The following is a 16,852-nucleotide window of genomic DNA, read 5'->3' on the forward strand; positions in this document are numbered from 1 at the left end:
ATTTTATCTATCTTCATTTCTTTCGCCTTATTTAAGGCTTGCATGATCAGTTCTTTGGCAATGCCCTTGCGGCGGTATTGCGGAAGAATAGCAATACTATCGATATATAGTTCGTCTGGTTGTGCCTCGTCTTTCATATCTCGATAGTCGATGTTAAATTTTTGAAGTGCTTTTTCTATGAATACCTTTCTCAGTTTCTTCAGGTCGGCACCGTGGTAACTCACACAAATACCTGCTACCTCGCTGTTATCATTCAATGCTACGAAGGTGTTCTTATAACTGTATTGGCTTTCGTCCATGCTCACCAATTCGGTCATCAAGTCTTCAAACTCGTTCAGTGTGTGATTGGGACCTGCTAAGTTTTGACAACACTCATAGTTCATGGCAAGCATAATGAGTTTTGCAATTTCTCTTGCTTGTTCTTTGGTGGCTTGTGTTATTTTCATTCGTTATTCTTTTTTATGTTAAAATCAAATCGCAGACCTCCTGTGGGTAGGTTTTTAGCTTGAATCGTTCCTCCATGAATCATCACCGCATTCTTTACTATAGCGAGTCCTAAACCTGTGCCGCCTAATTTTCGGCTTCTCCCTTTATCTACTCGATAAAAGCGTTCAAAAATGCGAGACAAATGTTCATTTGCGACTCCAATGCCATTATCATAAAACGCAAAACTCCATTCTTTATTTTTTTCTACGGCATCCAATGTAATCGTGGTGCCATAGCCTGCATAGGCGATAGCGTTATCTGTCAGATTTCTAAAGACACTATATAGCAGGCTTTTATTCCCCTGCACAATGATGTTTTCAGGAAGATTGATGATAAAGCTCATGTGGTGCTTTTCTAATTGTAGCGCAGTCTCTTTACTTATATCTTCTACCATTTGAGAGATATTCACTTCTACATTTTCTTTTATTTCAGGGGCATCATCCATCCGATTTAACGTAGAGATATCTTGTAGGAGAGAGGTTAGTCGCTGACTCTGGGCATAACTGTGTTTCAAAAATTGCTTCTTCGTCTTCTCATCGATATGAGGATTGTCTAAGATAGTTTCCAAATAGCCTTGAATGCTTGCTACGGGAGTTTTCAATTCGTGCGCAATATTTTGAGTAAGCTGTCGTTTTAGCTTATCTTGTTCTTGTCGTGTACTCTGAAGACGTTTATAGATTTTGATAATTCTTTCGGCAATCTCTCCCAATTCGTCGTCAGGAAAAGCAATCAAATCTTCTGTTTCCAAGCTTTCATTATGGTCGGCTCTACTGGCAAAAAGCTTGAGTTTTGTAATGTTGGCACCTAATCTACTCAAGAAACGCCATAATACCAGTGTCAATATAATAATAGTTGTCAACGCAAACCAAATGAAATGCTGATCTGTTTGGAGCGATTTTGCCAAATCATTATTATACGGTAAGGCACTGCGAATCGTGATTTTGCTATCGTTGAAGTAAGTTGCCGAATAAAAAAACTCCTGCTTTAACGTCTTACTATTTCTTTCTACACTTGAGCCTGACCCTTTCTTTTTGGCTTCTATGACCTCTGGACGATTGGCGTGACTTGTAAAACGGTTGTAATTCTTTTCTAAGTTATCAAACGTAACATGCCCTTCGTTGTCTATAATAGTTACTCGGAGGTTAGGTAAACTGTGTGTCTTCACATAGGAGTCCAATGTCGTCTCGTCGGTCTTGCCCATATACTTCATGGCATCAGCTAACTGCTTATTATAGTTTTGCAGTTTCTCGTTCAGCAGTTCTATTTTATATTGTTTTTCACGGACTTGTTGAAAAACAATAAATGCAATGGCAAACAGCAAAAAAATCGCCATAACACTGGCGTATAGGCGTGTCCCTACGGATATTTTTCTCATAGTGCGTCAAAATAATAGCCAAATCCTAAACGTGTGACGATACATTTTGAAAACCGCCCAATCTTTTTTCTTAAGCGTGTGATATTAACATCTACAGTTCGGTCGAGTACCAACACATCCTTCGGCCAGATGCGATCAATAAGTTCTTGACGTGAAAAGACGTGTCCTTTTTCTGAGAGTAAGAGATGCAATAACTCAAACTCTGTTTTAGTAAAAGGAACATCCTTGTCATCAATAGAAACCGTTTTTTTGTCCAAATTCATCTCCAAACCTTGATATTTGAGCACCTTTGGTTGTTCATGGTCCTCCGTTTCGGCAGTTCTTCTGATGACCGCACGAATCCGTACCAAGACTTCCCGAATAGAGAAAGGCTTGCTGATATAGTCATCTGCTCCTAAATTAAATCCAGTCACCGTATCATTCTCTGTGTCTCTGGCTGTCAAGAAAATAATTGGAATATGGGCTGTTGCTGACTCCTCTTTAAGTTTCTTTGCCATGGCAAAGCCAGACATCGTTCCCATCATGACATCCAACAACAGCAAATTGTACGATGTTAGCTCCATATTCATGGCTTCCTCTGCCGAATTGGCAGTGTCAACAGCATAACCTTCAGTTTCGAGATTGAACTTCAGAATCTCACATAAGTCTTGTTCATCGTCTACGACGAGAATGCGATAATTATTTTCTTCCATATTTGATAACAATAAATGTATTCAGTTGACAAAGTTAGCACATCAACTCTTCATAGATGTTTCAGAAATATTACAATTCTGTTACCTTGAACAAGATGTGTTAGCTTTTTATTCAAATCACATTCTTCTGAAGCTATTACTTTTCCCATGCGGTAGTAACCTGCCTTGTCGAACGCTAAGCAATGAGGAACTCACTCTTTATTTCGTTTCATTGTATGCTTCACACAAAATTAAGAAAAAGCTATGAGAAAATCAAATATATAGATGATGTTATTTTGATTATACTCAGCTCTTTCATCAAAAGAGCGGCTTTTTTACAACAAAAAAGCATCTAAAATACAGCAAATGTAAAATTCTTGGTACGCTGTTTTGGAGGATAATAAATACTGAATTTTCTTTACAAAGAGCCTCTCATAACTCGCGTATAAATCACCAACACCAAAGTTGGTCGCAAATACGCAAGTTATGAGAAAGTTTTATAATTCGTTGTTATTTAATGTATTACGATTAATGCGCTTCTTTTCTTTCCTATTTTTACCATTTAATGGCGACTAAAGCATTGAGATAATGCTGCAATTTGCATGCTTTAATGCCGCTGAAGCATGTGAATAACACCTCTAATGTATGTTTCCAAGACCGTTAATTCAATATTTCAACTTGAAAAGGCGTCTATTTTGTTAAAATCAGCCCATTTTTGCATGTCGCTTGCCTATTAATTTTTTCTATTTCGCAGATTTTAGATGACCGTTTTTTGGTAAAATTATAGGACAAAGATAGCGAATGTCTTTGCCATAGATAATAATGATAAAAAGCCACAGCTCTTTCATTAAAAGGTCACTCAGGGACAACCATTTTTTTTCAAATAAAAGAGCGTGTTCATTCTATTCTATTTTTTTCAACAGTTCCTTTCATGTATTTTTTTTCAATCAGTATTCATCCTTGGATGTTTTATTTTTATTTTTAATTTAGATAGCGCTTGGCACATTACCGATAATTCTGTATATTTGTCCAATCAACAGGTAGCATGGGTGGTAGCCTTGGCATTGCGCGAGTGTTGCCATGCTTGACAGATAAAACATTGGATAGATGAAATACGCAGATTATATTAAACGAATTGAGATAGACTCTCTGTGGAGTGGTAGACGGCATATCGTGTGGAATCTTGATAGGCAGGTGAATGTGCTTAGTGGTATCAATGGGGTGGGTAAGAGTACCATTCTCAATAAAGTGATCAAAGGACTGTTGGAAGGTAATAACGTGATTTCAGAATTGCCACCAAGTGTCAAAATTACGGTGTCTCCTAACGATGCAGATCGAGTGCGATATGATATTATACGCTCTTTCGATAGACCTTTGATGAGCTCCGATACCGTTGCCAAAGTAGATAAGCGATTGGCAACAGAATTGGATTGGCAATTGTTTCAGTTGCAGCGTAAGTATCTCGATTATCAAGTCAATGTAGGAAATAGGATGATAGATGTGTTGCAGAAAGGTGGACCTGACGCTGCTGCTACTGCCCAACAACTCTCTTCAGCCAAGGTGTTGTTTCAAGATATGATGGATAAATTATTTGCCGATACGGGTAAAACTATCATTCGAACACAAAATGAAATTCGCTTTTCCCAACTTGGTGAAACGCTGGTGCCTTACCAACTCTCCAGTGGAGAGAAGCAAATTCTTGCCATCTTGCTCACGGTCTTAATTCAAGACCATCAACCTTACGTACTCTTTATGGATGAGCCAGAGGTAAGTTTGCACATTGACTGGCAAGAGCAGCTCATCGATTTGATATTACAATTAAATCCAAATGTACAACTCATTCTGACGACTCATTCGCCAGCGGTGATTATGAATGGCTGGATGGAGCATGTTACTGAGGTAAGTGACATTACAGATGTGAACCGATAGCACTTGAAATCACCTTGAATCTAGGTTTGAAATGGGAAAACGACTAAAAGATAATATTTCATCTGCCTATATTGGGGCTGCCAATCAACTCAGATCATTGAATGCTAAACGGCGCATAGTGGCGTATGTGGAGAGTTACGATGATATTTATTTTTGGCGCACGGTATTGAGAGAGTTTGAAGATGACAAATGTTATTTTCAAATCATGTTACCTTCTCGTCTTCAACACTTAGAACGTGGAAAGAAGGCTGTGTTGATGAATCTGCTTACAGATAAAGTAGGTCGTGATATGATTGCATGTGTGGATGCCGATTATGATTATCTGATACAGGGAGCCACCCAAACTTCAAAGGAAATACTTTCCAATCCATACATTTTCCACACCTATACTTACGCTATTGAGAACCTGCAATGTTATGCGCCATCGCTCTTTGATACATGTGTAATGGTAACACTGAACGACCATCATATTTTTGATATGCAGCGATATTTAGAAGATTATTCGCGTGCTATTTATCCTCTTTTTATATGGAGTATTTGGTTTTATCGCACTCCCGATTACAACAAATTTACCATTACCGACTTTCTTCGCATCATCATGCCAGGGCATTTTACGATAGCGAATGCTGAGCATAATATTTCCAATGTTCGTCAGAAGGTGGGAAAACGCATCGCCAGATTTCATAAAGAATATCCTGATGCCAAGGAAAGCTATCTCAAAGTGAAAGCCGATTTGCGCCGGTTGGGGGTCACTCCAGAAACTACTTATCTGTATATACAAGGACATCATTTGTTCGACAAGGTCGTGGTGCCCATGTTAAATAAAGTGTGCGTGCAATTAACACAAGAGCGTGAGCGAGAGATTGTGCAACAGAGCAAACACGGAACTCAACAACGCAATGAGCTGACAAGTTATCGTAACTCTGTGGAGAACATTTCTTCCATGTTGAAGAAGAATACGGCTTACAGTGAGTCTGAACCTTTTCAGCGCATCTGCCAAGATATACAAAAATATATCAAATCATGACTTGATACGAGGGGGGTACCTTTCTTTCCGCCTTGTGTCTTGACACTGAGGTGAGGAAGTTTATCTTGTTATTTTCTTCGTCTAAGAGTCTTTATTTGTTCGTCGCATGCTTTCGTTTCCTTTATTATAATCCCTATTCTGATTAAAGCATGTAGATAAGCGGATTAATCCTGTGTTATATTTTTAACAGAGCATTGCTCTACATAAAGAAGCTCGTAAAAAAGAGTTAAAAACTAAATTACATACGTGTGTATCTACGTAAATCTATATACTTTTGTATCCAGATTAAGGAATTAAATAGGGATAGGATTCATGGCGCAAAATAAAATTGTTGTATCCATTGTAAACGATTCCTGTTTTCAAACCAAACAATAAATAAACAAAATGAAGAAGATTAGAGCAGCCATAGTTGGTTATGGCAATATTGGAAAATTTACGGTTGAAGCCGTTGAAGCCGCTGAAGACTTTGAGTTAATAGGAATTGTACGCAGACAAGGCGCAGAAAACAAGCCAGCCGAATTGGCACCTTACAAAGTTGTACAGGATATTAAAGAACTCGAAGGTGTAGATGTTGCCATTTTGGCAACGCCTTCACGCAGTTGTAAAGAATATGCAGAAAAGATATTGCCCTTGGGCATCAATACCGTTGACAGCTTTGATATTCATACAGATATTGTAGACTATCGCAGCGCACTAATGCCTCTCTGTAAAGAACATCACGCTGTAAGCATCATTAGTGCAGGCTGGGATCCGGGTTCTGACTCGGTTGTTCGCACGTTGATGCAAAGCCTTGCACCCAAAGGGTTGAGCTATACTAACTTTGGACCAGGCATGTCAATGGGACACAGCGTGTGTGCAAGAAGCAAGAAAGGTGTGAAGAACGCCCTCTCCATGACAATTCCTTTGGGCGAAGGTATTCACAGACGTATGGTGTACGTAGAGTTGGAAGAAGGTGCTACACTCGATGAGGTAACCAAAGAGATAAAAGCCGACCCTTATTTTGCACACGATGAAACGCATGTAATGGCAGTTGACTCGGTAGATGCCGTAAAAGATATGGGACACGGTGTACACTTAGTGCGCAAGGGAGTGAGTGGCAAGACACAAAACCAACGCATGGAGTTTACCATGAGCATTAACAATCCAGCCTTGACCGCACAAGTTTTGGTTAATGTGGCACGTGCCAGCATGCACCAACAACCCGGTTGTTATACCATGGTAGAGATACCTGTAATAGATTTGTTGGCAGGTGAACGAGAAGATTTAATAAAGGCACTGGTCTAAGTACTATTTAGGCAATCCAATTTTGGACAACTTTGTGAACGAAAAGTTCACTCATCAACAAGGTCATGGTAGAAGGGCAATGCTGTTGACAGCCCGATACCATGACCTTGTTTCTATGCAAAACAATTTTTACTTGTTTCCCTTTGTCGCTTAAAGTGCTTTCTTAGGATACAGTGCATCCCACCATGTACTGTCGTTTTTAAGCCACTTGGCAAACCAAGCAAAAATAGTGTTTTGCCATTTTTGTCGCTTATGATAGTCGAGTATATGGTGGTTCTCACCGTCAACTACCACAAAAGCTGTTGGTCTACCCAAGAGTTTCAAGGCTGTAAACATCTGTATGCTTTCGCCAATGGGTACGTTGGTGTCGGCACTGCCATGCAAAAACAATAATGGTGTGTGGATTTTATCCGCATGGAATAGCGGGCTTTGGTTCACGTACAATTCGGGATTGCTCCATGGATAGCTGTTGGCCATGGACACTTCGCTATAACTATATCCCCAATATCCTTCACCCCAATAGCTGGTATGGTCGCTAATGCCAGCATGTGAAATGGCAGCAGCAAAAATATCGGTTTGAGTTTGCAGGTATTGAGTCATGAATCCTCCATACGAAGCACCAATGCATCCTATTTTCTTTGCATTGATAAAAGCATGTTCTGCTACAAATTTCTTCGTTCCTTCGATAATATCTTCTGCCACACCTTTGCCAGCTGTATTGACATGTCGTGACGAGAACTCCTGCCCAAACCCTACTGCACCACTGGGCTGCAATACATATACCACATAGCCCAGTGCGGCATAGGCATGTTGTGGGTAGCGTGTTTCAAAGTTACGACTGGTGGGCGAGCACCCTCCATAGTAGTTGACGATGAGCGGATATTGCTGAGTAGCATCAAAATTTGGCGGCAAATAATACCTTCCACAAATTGTATCTCCACGCGAATTAACAAAATTCCAAGTCTTGCAAGCACCTAATTGAACGTTTGCCAATGTTTCTTTATTGGTGTCTTCCACAAGTTTTGGTTGAATGCGACGTAGATTTATCGTATAAACTCGGTCGGCATTCGAGGCACTCTCACCGCTATAAACCATGGTTGGCGCTTGACTTGCAAAAGCAATTTGTTTGACAACCTCTTCGGGTTGAGCCATCTTTTGAATTTTATGGGTACGCATATCGCACCGAAACAAGTGAACATAGTCACGATCCATGGCAGTAAAATATAACTGACCATCGTATTTATTCCATCTAAACTTACTTACACCAGGCTTAAAATCCTTGGTTAATGGCGTCACTTTTCTATTTGCAATATTCAAAAGATATAGTTGATAATCGTACATACTGGGTATTTTCCCTTGAGGAACATTCGCCCCAATACCGTGAAATGCTTCGGGCGATGCCATTACTACGATTTCTTTTCCAGACGGAGCGTAAGCAGCATCCGCTACGAAGCCGTCATCCTTCACCAATTGCTCTACACTCAAAGTACGCAAGTCCATACTGTAAATGTTGTACAAGGTTGTGGGTCGCTGGGTGAGACGAGTACGGTTGGTCATGAACAGCAAGTGAGTTCCTTCGGCAGAGATGTCCAACAAGCTAACGTTGCGATATCCAAAAGTGAGCGGTTGGCAAAGACCTGTTGCAAAATCATATTTCAACAAGCTTACCCTGTCACGCCAACCTGGCTGTCGATCCTCGGGTTCAAGAATCTCATAAATAGCTTTATCTTCCTTTGGTCCTTTGTTTTGTTTCAGCAATATAAGATAATCTTCTGTGGGGGACATGACAAAATTGCCCGTTGGAAGATTTGTTGCTAAGACATTTTCTTGACCTCCATTGACATCGGTAACGACCAATTCGCGACCTTGGCTGCCTTCACGTGTCCAATAATACTGCATAGAACGCGGCATCCAGTGGATAGCATGATGGGTAGATGCAACAACTGCACCTGACTTGAGATTTGTAACTTTCCAAGTATAAGTTGTTTTTCCGCCTTTCACGACATCACGATAAGCAGTAATTAAATATTCTCCCGTAGCCGAAAGTTCTACGCCAGTGACAAACTTGCGGTCGGTAAGATGACTTAACGTGAAGAGTTGATGAGTTGGATCAATGTGCAGTAATTCGCTCTGCGGTGAATCTATTTGAAGTTGAAGCGTGTCCAATTGTCCCTTGGTTGAGAGGTATTTAATAACAACATCGTGAGTTTTGGGTTCAAGTGTCAGTTTGCCATCCTTGTTCAATTGCCCGTCTACATATAATTGATAATGTGTAAGTCCACCTACATGGAGCGTCGCATGCGCAAATCCGTCGGATTGAATTTGAAAGCCCAATAGATGAAGAGCACAAGCAGCGTCGGTTTTTGGCAAGAGAGGAGACGATAAGAACCGCCCTCGAAACACTTGATGGAGATTAACTGGGGTTTCTAAAATTGATAACGTATCGTAAGGGTGCTGGCAAACATCGACACTGTCCAATCTATAAGGTGCTTGAACAACAAATGGACCAGCATACCGAACTTTTTGGATGGGCACATCAGCACCGAAAGAAAAATCAGCTGTCCATAAGACAGCTGATAAGAAGAGGAAAAATTTGATACCTATATTTTTCATTTTTCGTGTAATTTATTGATCAACTTCAAACAAAGGATCTTCTGGCATCACCATGATGGGCTTTTGCTCATATTCCTTTAACAGTTTAGCAGGTACATATTTTTTGTGTACTACCAATCTAAACATGTATTCGTTGAACCATTTGTTCGTCATAATTAGACAACCTTGGTGTCCTGCACTGGCACCCCAGCTATTCTCTACTTTCCACTTTAGGGGCATACCCTTTGCGTCAAGGTCTACTGCCGTTAGTGTCATGGCGTGGGTAGAGCCACTTTCAAAGGTGGCAATGCGGTCAGCCTTTGACATGTTAAACGTGGTTCCAAACAAACTGCTATAGTCATAATTGTCTACGTCAAGATAACCTCGCTTGCGATCGAACTGTTTCCCAACGTCGTAAGAGCTATACATTTTATGTCCATCTTTTAAGCTGGCGATTGCCAACTCTGCAATCTCGTTCATGGGGAGATTTAGATATTTCCAGTTATGTCCATCGTAGGTGTGTCGATCATACTCTACTTCGTAGGTTTGATGATAAGGTCTACGAGGATCGTTCATCAGCATGATGAAGGTTCCATTCAGTGGATGACCTACCGTAGCGTTATAAAATTCACGAGGAGTATAAGTTTTTAGTGGAGTTACAGTCTTCCCTTCTTTGTTCTTAAAGGCATAAGTAAACTGCTCAACAGGTTTGCCTATCGTCATTGACAAAATGTTATAAATGGTGGAAAGCATTTCTGTTTTACGAGCTTCTATCGTGCGTTTGTTCTTTCCAGCATGCACCATGCTTCGCAACTCCAATCCATATTCACGCAATTTCGATGCTACCATACGTGCCATGAGTCGAGTGTTGTTGCTCGAATATGTCTCAGGCATCACGCTCATTGGCACCAGTCCATACTTTTCGGCTAAGTCAGCCACTCCACAAAAGGTGCCTCCGTCATTGATAGGATTCTTGAAAAAGAACTGCATCCGAGTGTCCTCCAAGGGCTTAGAGGCATTGTCAATCACTCCTTGGAGCATAAGATTTGCCTTTTCCAACTGGTCATAGAAGAATAAATAAGCGTGAGAAAATTCTACAGTTATTGTATCATTGTGCTGTTTGGCAAAGTTAGCTCGCAACACATTAAAGCCAGAAAACATCCAACAGCGTCCGCTACTCTTTTGATCATGAATGCTTTGCTTTGGCGTTTCTATACTAAAATAGTCGTCTATAGCTCCACTATTGGCATAATTCTGTGCCAGATTATCGATGTTGTTAGACGCCAAAGCATTGAAGATGCCTTTGGAAGACTGCGTTGAAGGCTGCATACGCTCTATTTTTTGTAACATATCAGCCGAGATACCACCTGCCCTTTGGGCATACATAGCTATGCTCGAACACAAAAGAGCAGTAGCCAATAAGATTTTTTTTTGATTCATAACAGGTTTCATGTTTTCGGTTTCGGGATTCAAAGATACAAAAAACAAATGAAAGTCCACGTGGTTCATAGAAATTTATTATCTTTGCATGGATATTGTTGAGAACTTATTGATGAACAAAGATAAATTTGGACTTCTAAATCAGATTGATTATCCAGAAGACTTACGCAAACTTAGTATTGACCAGCTTCCCCAAATCTGTGACGAACTACGTCAAGACATCATTCAAGAGGTATCTGTCAACCCTGGACATTTTGCTTCTTCTTTAGGAGCAGTGGAGCTAACGGTAGCTTTGCATTATGTCTTTGACACTCCAAAGGATAAACTTGTTTGGGACGTAGGTCACCAAGCCTATGGCCATAAGATATTAACAGGCCGAAGAAAGGCTTTCAACACCAATCGGAAGTTGCGTGGTTTGCGGCCTTTTCCTACGCCCCTTGAAAGCGAATATGACACCTTTACCTGTGGTCATGCATCCAACTCCATATCTGCTGCCTTAGGAATGGCTGTGGCAGCCAAACAAAACCATGAGGACAATAAAAAGATTGTAGCCATTATTGGCGATGGTGCAATGAGTGGAGGACTCGCATTTGAAGGACTTAACAATGTTTCGTCCACCCCCAATGATTTACTGATTGTGCTCAATGACAACGATATGAGCATTGATCACGCAGTGGGTGGCATGGAAAAATACTTGCTCACACTCGACACAAATGCAACCTATAACAAGCTTAGGTTTAAGGCTTCGCAATGGTTACACCAACGAGGATACCTTGATGACAAACGTAAAAAAGGAATCTTAAGGCTCAACAATGCTATTAAATCTGCCATCAGCCACCAACAGAACGTGTTTGAAGGCATGAACATACGCTACTTTGGTCCTTTTGACGGACACAACATCAAAGAGATTGTACGTATCCTTCAACAGTTAAAAGAAATGAAGGGTCCTAAATTATTACACCTTCATACCACAAAAGGGAAAGGATATAAGCCTGCAGAGCTGTCGCAAATAGAATTTCATGCGCCCGGAAAGTTCAACATTGAAACAGGGCAAAGGATACAACAAGATAACGATAACCAAGCTCCTAAATATCAAGACGTCTTTGGAGACACGTTAGTAGAATTGGCAAAGCTGAACCCAAAGATTGTTGGTATTACGCCAGCGATGCCCACAGGATGTTCTATGAACAAACTGATTGACGTGATGCCCGACCGTGCCTTCGATGTTGGAATAGCCGAAGGTCATGCCGTAACCTTTTCGGGAGGATTAGCTAAAGAGGGGATGATGCCATTTTGCAATATCTACAGTTCGTTTTCACAGCGTGCCTACGATAACATCATACACGATTTGGCAATCTTAAACTTACCTGTTGTGCTATGTTTAGATCGCGCAGGACTTGTAGGTGAAGATGGTGCAACGCATCATGGCGTGTTTGATATGGCGGCATTGCGACCCATTCCTCACCTAACGATTGCTGCACCTATGGATGAGAGAGAGCTGAGACGGCTGATGTATACTGCCCAACTGCCCAACAAAGGAACGTTTGTGATACGCTATCCTCGTGGAAGAGGTGTACATACCGATTGGAAATGTCCATTAGAAGAAATCAAAGTAGGTACTGGCAGAAGATTGAGGAGCGGAAAAGATTTGGCGATTCTATCGATAGGGCCGGTGGGAAACGATGTGGAAAAAGTACTCGAGTCTCTTGGTTCGCTTTATTCTATCGCCCACTATGACATGCGGTTTGTAAAACCTTTAGACGAAACTTTATTAGAGGAGGTGGGCAAACACTTCCAAAAAATCATCACGATAGAAGACGGAATCCGCATGGGTGGCTTCGGTTCAGCGGTATTGGAATGGTTCAATGACCACGGATATGATATTCAGGTAAAGCGAATGGGCATCCCTGACCAGTTTGTTGAACATGGAAGCGTAGATGAACTCAAAACACTGACGGGCATTGATACAGCGCATATCCAACACACCATTCAAGATCTACTATCGGCAGAGACAATGCCTTCTTAGGCTTTTATAATTTATTTCTTAAGGAGTTTATCAATATGAAAATCATTATCAGTGGTGCATACGCTATCGGCACCCATCTTGCAAAAATGCTATCTCGCAATCATGAGGATATTACCTTGCTTGATGAGGCTGAAGATAGGTTGGCGCAAATAGGGTCCGACTTTGACTTGCTCGCCATGCAAGCATCGCCCAGCAGTATTAAAGCTTTGCGTGCGGCTGGAGCAGATCACGCTGATTTATTTATTTCTGTGACTCCCGATCAGAGTCTCAATATCACCTCTTGTGTCTTAGCCAAGGCGTTAGGTGCGAAAAAGACAGTAGCGATGATCAATAATAGTGAGTATACGGATCCAGAGCTACAAGCTTTTTTTGCAGATTTGGGAGTAAGTTCCCTTATTTATCCAGAGAAATTGGCAGCCATTGACATCATCAATGGGCTTAAGATGTCATGGGTACGTCAGCGATGGGATGTACATCATGGTGCGTTGGTGATGCTTGCCATTAAATTAAGAGAGACCTGCGAGATATTAAACAACCCTCTCAAGAATCTCTGCGGACCTGATGATCCCTACCACGTGGTAGCCATTAAACGGTTAAATGATACTATCATTCCTGGAGGTAATGACGAGCTGAAGCTTTACGACCTTGTATATTTCATGACCACACCACAATATATTCCTTATATTCGTAAGATTGTAGGGAAAGAACTATATGCAGATGTGAAAAACGTCATGATGATGGGAGGAGGTTCGACAGCCGTTCGTGCAGTGAATACGATGCCAGAATATATGGATACCAAGGTATTGGAAATCAGTGAAGAACGTTGTGAACAACTCAATAACCTCATGGATAATGATAAAGCGCTAATCATTAACGGTGACGGAAGAGACATTCAGCTATTACAAGAAGAGGGGATTACGAACACACAAGCTTTTGTGGCGTTGACAGACAATGCCGAAACCAACATCTTGGCTTGTCTTACAGCTAAGCGACTGGGTGTGAGAAAAACGGTTGCTATGGTGGAAAACGTAGACTATGTCAACATGGCAGAGAGCTTAGATATTGGTACGATCATTAACAAAAAGGCAATTGCGGCAAGTCACATCTATCAAATTATGCTCGATGACAATGTGATGAATATGAGATTTCTGACCACTGCGAACGCCGATGTAGCCGAGTTTGTGGCTAAAGAGAAGTCAAGAGTGACTAAAAAGCCAGTCAAAGATTTAGGATTACCCAAGGGTACAACGATTGGAGGTTTGGTGAGAAACGATGAAGGTATGCTGGTTTCGGGTCACACCCAAATTTTAGCAGGTGATATTGTCGTAATGTTTTGTCACAATGTAAATATGAAAACCATTGAAAAGTTTTTTATATAGCATTTCAAAGTCATAGAAAATGATCAATCTTCGTTCTGTTTACAAGGTCATAGGCTCGCTTCTTTTCATAGAAGCCTTTATCCTATTTGTCTGTTTCGTTATGGCATTTAGTTATGGAGAAGATGATGCTATGGCTTTTATCATCTCTGTCATTATTACGCTTTTCGTTGCCTTCATACTGAAATACTTAGGTCGTGCATCCAACAACTCATTGTCTCGGCGTGACGCCTATCTTGTGGTAACCTTGTCATGGATTGTTTTTAGCCTCTTCGGTACACTTCCATTTACCTTCAGTGGCTATATACCGAATTTTACAGATGCGTATTTTGAAAATATGTCTGGTTTCACTACAACGGGTGCAACCATTCTTGATAATGTAGAGGCTCTACCACATGCCCTCCTTTTTTGGCGTTCTATCACTCAATGGATTGGTGGATTGGGCATTGTATTCTTTACTGTAGCCTTGTTACCATCCATGGTGGGAGGCTCTGTCAAGGTGTTTGCTGCCGAAGCAACGGGACCAATAAAGTCAAAGTTAGCCCCAAAACTCTCCACCAGTGCCAAGTGGATATTGTCCGTCTACCTTGTCTTAACAGTAGCCTGTATGGGCAGTTACATGTTTTTTGGCATGAACTGGTTCGATGCCCTTAATTACTCTATGACCTCGACAGCGACAGGTGGTTTTTCAACTCACAACAGTAGTACCGAGTTCTTTCACTCGCCAGCAATAGAATATATGTGTACACTCTTTTGTTTCTTGTCGGGTGTCAACTTCACACTCTTATATGTATCTGTTGCTAAATTAAGGATAAGAGATCTGTTTAGAAACTCAGAATTCAAGTTTTACATTTCTCTGATTAGTATCTTTAGCCTTTTCATCATGCTTGAGCTCATCTTTAGGCGTGGTTACGACGTTGAGCCTGCATTCCGATCGGGCATCTTTCAAGTCATTTCTTTTATCACTACCACAGGATTATTCAATGACGATGCGGGGCAATGGCCACATGTTACTTGGGTTATCCTTGCAATCTGCATGTTTATGGGTGCTTGCTCGGGGTCTACCAGTGGAGGTGTTAAATGTATTAGGGGTGTGATGTTGATGAAAACTATTCGCAACGAATTTAGACAAATACTTCATCCCAATGCGGTTTTACCACTCAAGATTGACAAAACAAATATTCCCTATCAAAAACGGGGAACACTCTTAGCTTTCGTTACGATGTACCTCATACTTTGCGTATTGGCATCATTCGCACTGATGGTAGCCCATATCGACAGTACCAATTCTATCACTATCATCCTGAGTTGCTTAGGTAACGTAGGTCCTACCTTGGGACTGGAAATAGGACCAACCATGAGTTGGAACATTCTTCCAAATTATATCAAATGGATTTGTGCCCTCATGATGCTCGTCGGACGTTTGGAAATTTTTAGTGTGTTAGTGATTTTAACACCTGCATTTTGGAAAAAGAATTAACATATCATTACAATAGATTTAGTAAAACATCTAACTTATGAAACCATTAAAATTCAATGCGTTCCTTAAACAAACAATATGGGGCGGTAACAAGATTATTCCGTTTAAGCATTTAGATAGTCAATTAGAAAATGTGGGTGAGAGTTGGGAAATTTCTGGCGTTAAAGATCACCAAACCATCGTTAGTGAAGGAGAATATGCAGGGCGTGCCTTAAATGAAGTTGTAGAAGAATTGAAAGGCAAACTCATAGGAGAATCTAACTATGAGCAATTTGGCAATGAATTTCCACTCCTCATTAAGTTTATTGATGCTCGTCAGGATTTGTCCATACAAGTTCACCCTACTGATGAAATTGCAAAGAAACAAGGTAAATCACGTGGTAAGACAGAAATGTGGTATATCATGGATTCAGACAAATATGCACATTTGCGCAGTGGCTTAAAAAAGAAGATAACACCTGCCGAGTATAAAGAAATGGTAGAAAATGATACCATCCTTGATGCAATAGCCGACTACTCGGTAAAAGAAGGCGATTGCTTCTTTTTGCCAGCAGGACGGATTCACAGCATTGGCAAGGGATGCTTCTTGGCAGAGATTCAGCAAACCTCAGATGTAACCTATCGTATTTACGACTTTAAGCGCAAAGACAAGAACGGGAACTATCGAGAGTTGCACACAGACTTGGCTGCTGAATGCATAAATTACGAGGTGTTAAACGACTATCGAACAGTCTATACATCACAAAAAAATCAAGGTGTGAGCCTTGTCCACTGTCCTTACTTTCATACCGCAGTGTACGACTTAGACGAGCCCATGACACTGGATTATAGCGAATTGGATAGTTTTGTAATCCTTATAGGCGTAAAAGGAGAAGGCACCATTGTCGACAATGAAGGTAATGAAACATCATTACGGGCTGGTGAAACGATTCTGATTCCAGCTACTACCAATGAATTAAAAGTAAATGGAACGGTGAAATTTTTGGAAACTTACGTATAATTTTCAGACATTCTTATAACGATAATGTACAAGACCTACATCCTATATTTACCAAGGATATAGGTCTTTTTTTGGGTTGGAGGCGTAACTGCCTTTCTTTATGTACCTACTGTGGATGATTGGAGTATAGAATAGATGCTTAAAACATAGATTATGAGCTTTAAGT

The 16,852-nt window shown here is 40.8% G+C and carries 12 protein-coding genes; 7 read left to right on the forward strand and 5 right to left on the reverse strand.

Annotated features, from left to right (window positions below):
* From BN35_RS02510 to BN35_RS02520, 3 genes are all read right to left on the reverse strand, one after another.
* A partial coding sequence (locus tag BN35_RS02510; protein WP_025072142.1) for a GNAT family N-acetyltransferase occupies positions 1-446 on the reverse strand: 446 nt, incomplete at its 3' end.
* Complete coding sequence (locus BN35_RS02515) at positions 443-1,861, reverse strand: sensor histidine kinase (protein WP_025072143.1); 1,419 nt, start codon at positions 1,859-1,861, stop codon at positions 443-445. The genes BN35_RS02510 and BN35_RS02515, both read right to left, overlap by 4 nt.
* Complete coding sequence (locus BN35_RS02520) at positions 1,858-2,553, reverse strand: response regulator transcription factor (protein ID WP_028901012.1); 696 nt, start codon at positions 2,551-2,553, stop codon at positions 1,858-1,860. Before BN35_RS02520 ends, BN35_RS02515 begins: the two co-directional genes overlap by 4 nt.
* A 1,086-nt stretch (positions 2,554-3,639) precedes the next feature.
* Here BN35_RS02520 and BN35_RS02525 point away from each other — a divergent pair.
* From BN35_RS02525 to BN35_RS02535, 3 genes are all read left to right on the forward strand, one after another.
* Entirely contained in the window at positions 3,640-4,461 is an 822-nt protein-coding gene (locus BN35_RS02525; RefSeq protein ID WP_025072144.1) for an AAA family ATPase, read from the forward strand.
* Between the two features lie 31 nt (positions 4,462-4,492).
* Positions 4,493-5,488, forward strand: coding sequence for a DUF4435 domain-containing protein (locus BN35_RS02530; RefSeq protein WP_028901011.1), 996 nt, complete (start codon positions 4,493-4,495; stop codon positions 5,486-5,488).
* A gap of 384 nt (positions 5,489-5,872) precedes the next feature.
* Entirely contained in the window at positions 5,873-6,772 is a 900-nt protein-coding gene (locus BN35_RS02535) for a diaminopimelate dehydrogenase (RefSeq protein ID WP_025072146.1), read from the forward strand.
* A gap of 150 nt (positions 6,773-6,922) precedes the next feature.
* Here the strand turns inward: BN35_RS02535 and BN35_RS02540 are convergent, their stop codons facing one another.
* Both BN35_RS02540 and BN35_RS02545 read right to left on the reverse strand, forming a co-directional pair.
* Positions 6,923-9,385: a S9 family peptidase gene (locus tag BN35_RS02540; protein ID WP_028901010.1), complete on the reverse strand. Its 2,463-nt coding sequence runs from the start codon at positions 9,383-9,385 to the stop codon at positions 6,923-6,925.
* A gap of 12 nt (positions 9,386-9,397) precedes the next feature.
* Entirely contained in the window at positions 9,398-10,804 is a 1,407-nt protein-coding gene (locus BN35_RS02545) for a C1 family peptidase (RefSeq protein ID WP_025072147.1), read from the reverse strand.
* Between the two features lie 112 nt (positions 10,805-10,916).
* On the opposite strand from BN35_RS02545, the gene dxs reads away from it, so the two are divergent.
* Genes dxs through BN35_RS02565 form a run of 4 tightly spaced genes read left to right on the forward strand, consistent with a single transcriptional unit; the run spans position 10,917 to position 16,686 of the window.
* Positions 10,917-12,830: a 1-deoxy-D-xylulose-5-phosphate synthase gene (dxs, locus tag BN35_RS02550; RefSeq protein ID WP_025072148.1), complete on the forward strand. Its 1,914-nt coding sequence runs from the start codon at positions 10,917-10,919 to the stop codon at positions 12,828-12,830.
* Between the two features lie 35 nt (positions 12,831-12,865).
* A complete protein-coding gene (gene trkA / locus BN35_RS02555) occupies positions 12,866-14,209 on the forward strand; it encodes a Trk system potassium transporter TrkA (RefSeq protein WP_025072149.1) in 1,344 nt (447 codons plus the stop codon).
* Positions 14,210-14,228: 19 nt separating this feature from the next.
* Positions 14,229-15,686, forward strand: coding sequence for a TrkH family potassium uptake protein (locus BN35_RS02560; RefSeq protein ID WP_025072150.1), 1,458 nt, complete (start codon positions 14,229-14,231; stop codon positions 15,684-15,686).
* A 37-nt stretch (positions 15,687-15,723) separates the two neighbouring features.
* Entirely contained in the window at positions 15,724-16,686 is a 963-nt protein-coding gene (locus BN35_RS02565) for a type I phosphomannose isomerase catalytic subunit (RefSeq protein ID WP_025072151.1), read from the forward strand.
* Positions 16,687-16,852 lie beyond the last annotated feature (166 nt).

The sequence above is a fragment of the Hoylesella timonensis 4401737 = DSM 22865 = JCM 15640 genome (genome assembly GCF_000455445.1).
Lineage (GTDB): Bacteria > Bacteroidota > Bacteroidia > Bacteroidales > Bacteroidaceae > Prevotella > Prevotella timonensis.

Coding starts and splice junctions, on each gene's coding strand:
- BN35_RS02535 (WP_025072146.1), top strand. CDS start 5,873: ATGAAGAAGATTAGAGCAGCCATAGTTGGTTATGGCAATATTGGAAAA.
- BN35_RS02525 (WP_025072144.1), top strand. CDS start 3,640: ATGAAATACGCAGATTATATTAAACGAATTGAGATAGACTCTCTGTGG.
- BN35_RS02560 (WP_025072150.1), top strand. CDS start 14,229: ATGATCAATCTTCGTTCTGTTTACAAGGTCATAGGCTCGCTTCTTTTC.
- BN35_RS02515 (WP_025072143.1), bottom strand. CDS start 1,861: ATGAGAAAAATATCCGTAGGGACACGCCTATACGCCAGTGTTATGGCG.
- dxs (WP_025072148.1), top strand. CDS start 10,917: ATGAACAAAGATAAATTTGGACTTCTAAATCAGATTGATTATCCAGAA.
- BN35_RS02545 (WP_025072147.1), bottom strand. CDS start 10,804: ATGAATCAAAAAAAAATCTTATTGGCTACTGCTCTTTTGTGTTCGAGC.
- BN35_RS02540 (WP_028901010.1), bottom strand. CDS start 9,385: ATGAAAAATATAGGTATCAAATTTTTCCTCTTCTTATCAGCTGTCTTA.
- BN35_RS02530 (WP_028901011.1), top strand. CDS start 4,493: ATGGGAAAACGACTAAAAGATAATATTTCATCTGCCTATATTGGGGCT.
- BN35_RS02520 (WP_028901012.1), bottom strand. CDS start 2,553: ATGGAAGAAAATAATTATCGCATTCTCGTCGTAGACGATGAACAAGAC.
- BN35_RS02565 (WP_025072151.1), top strand. CDS start 15,724: ATGAAACCATTAAAATTCAATGCGTTCCTTAAACAAACAATATGGGGC.
- trkA (WP_025072149.1), top strand. CDS start 12,866: ATGAAAATCATTATCAGTGGTGCATACGCTATCGGCACCCATCTTGCA.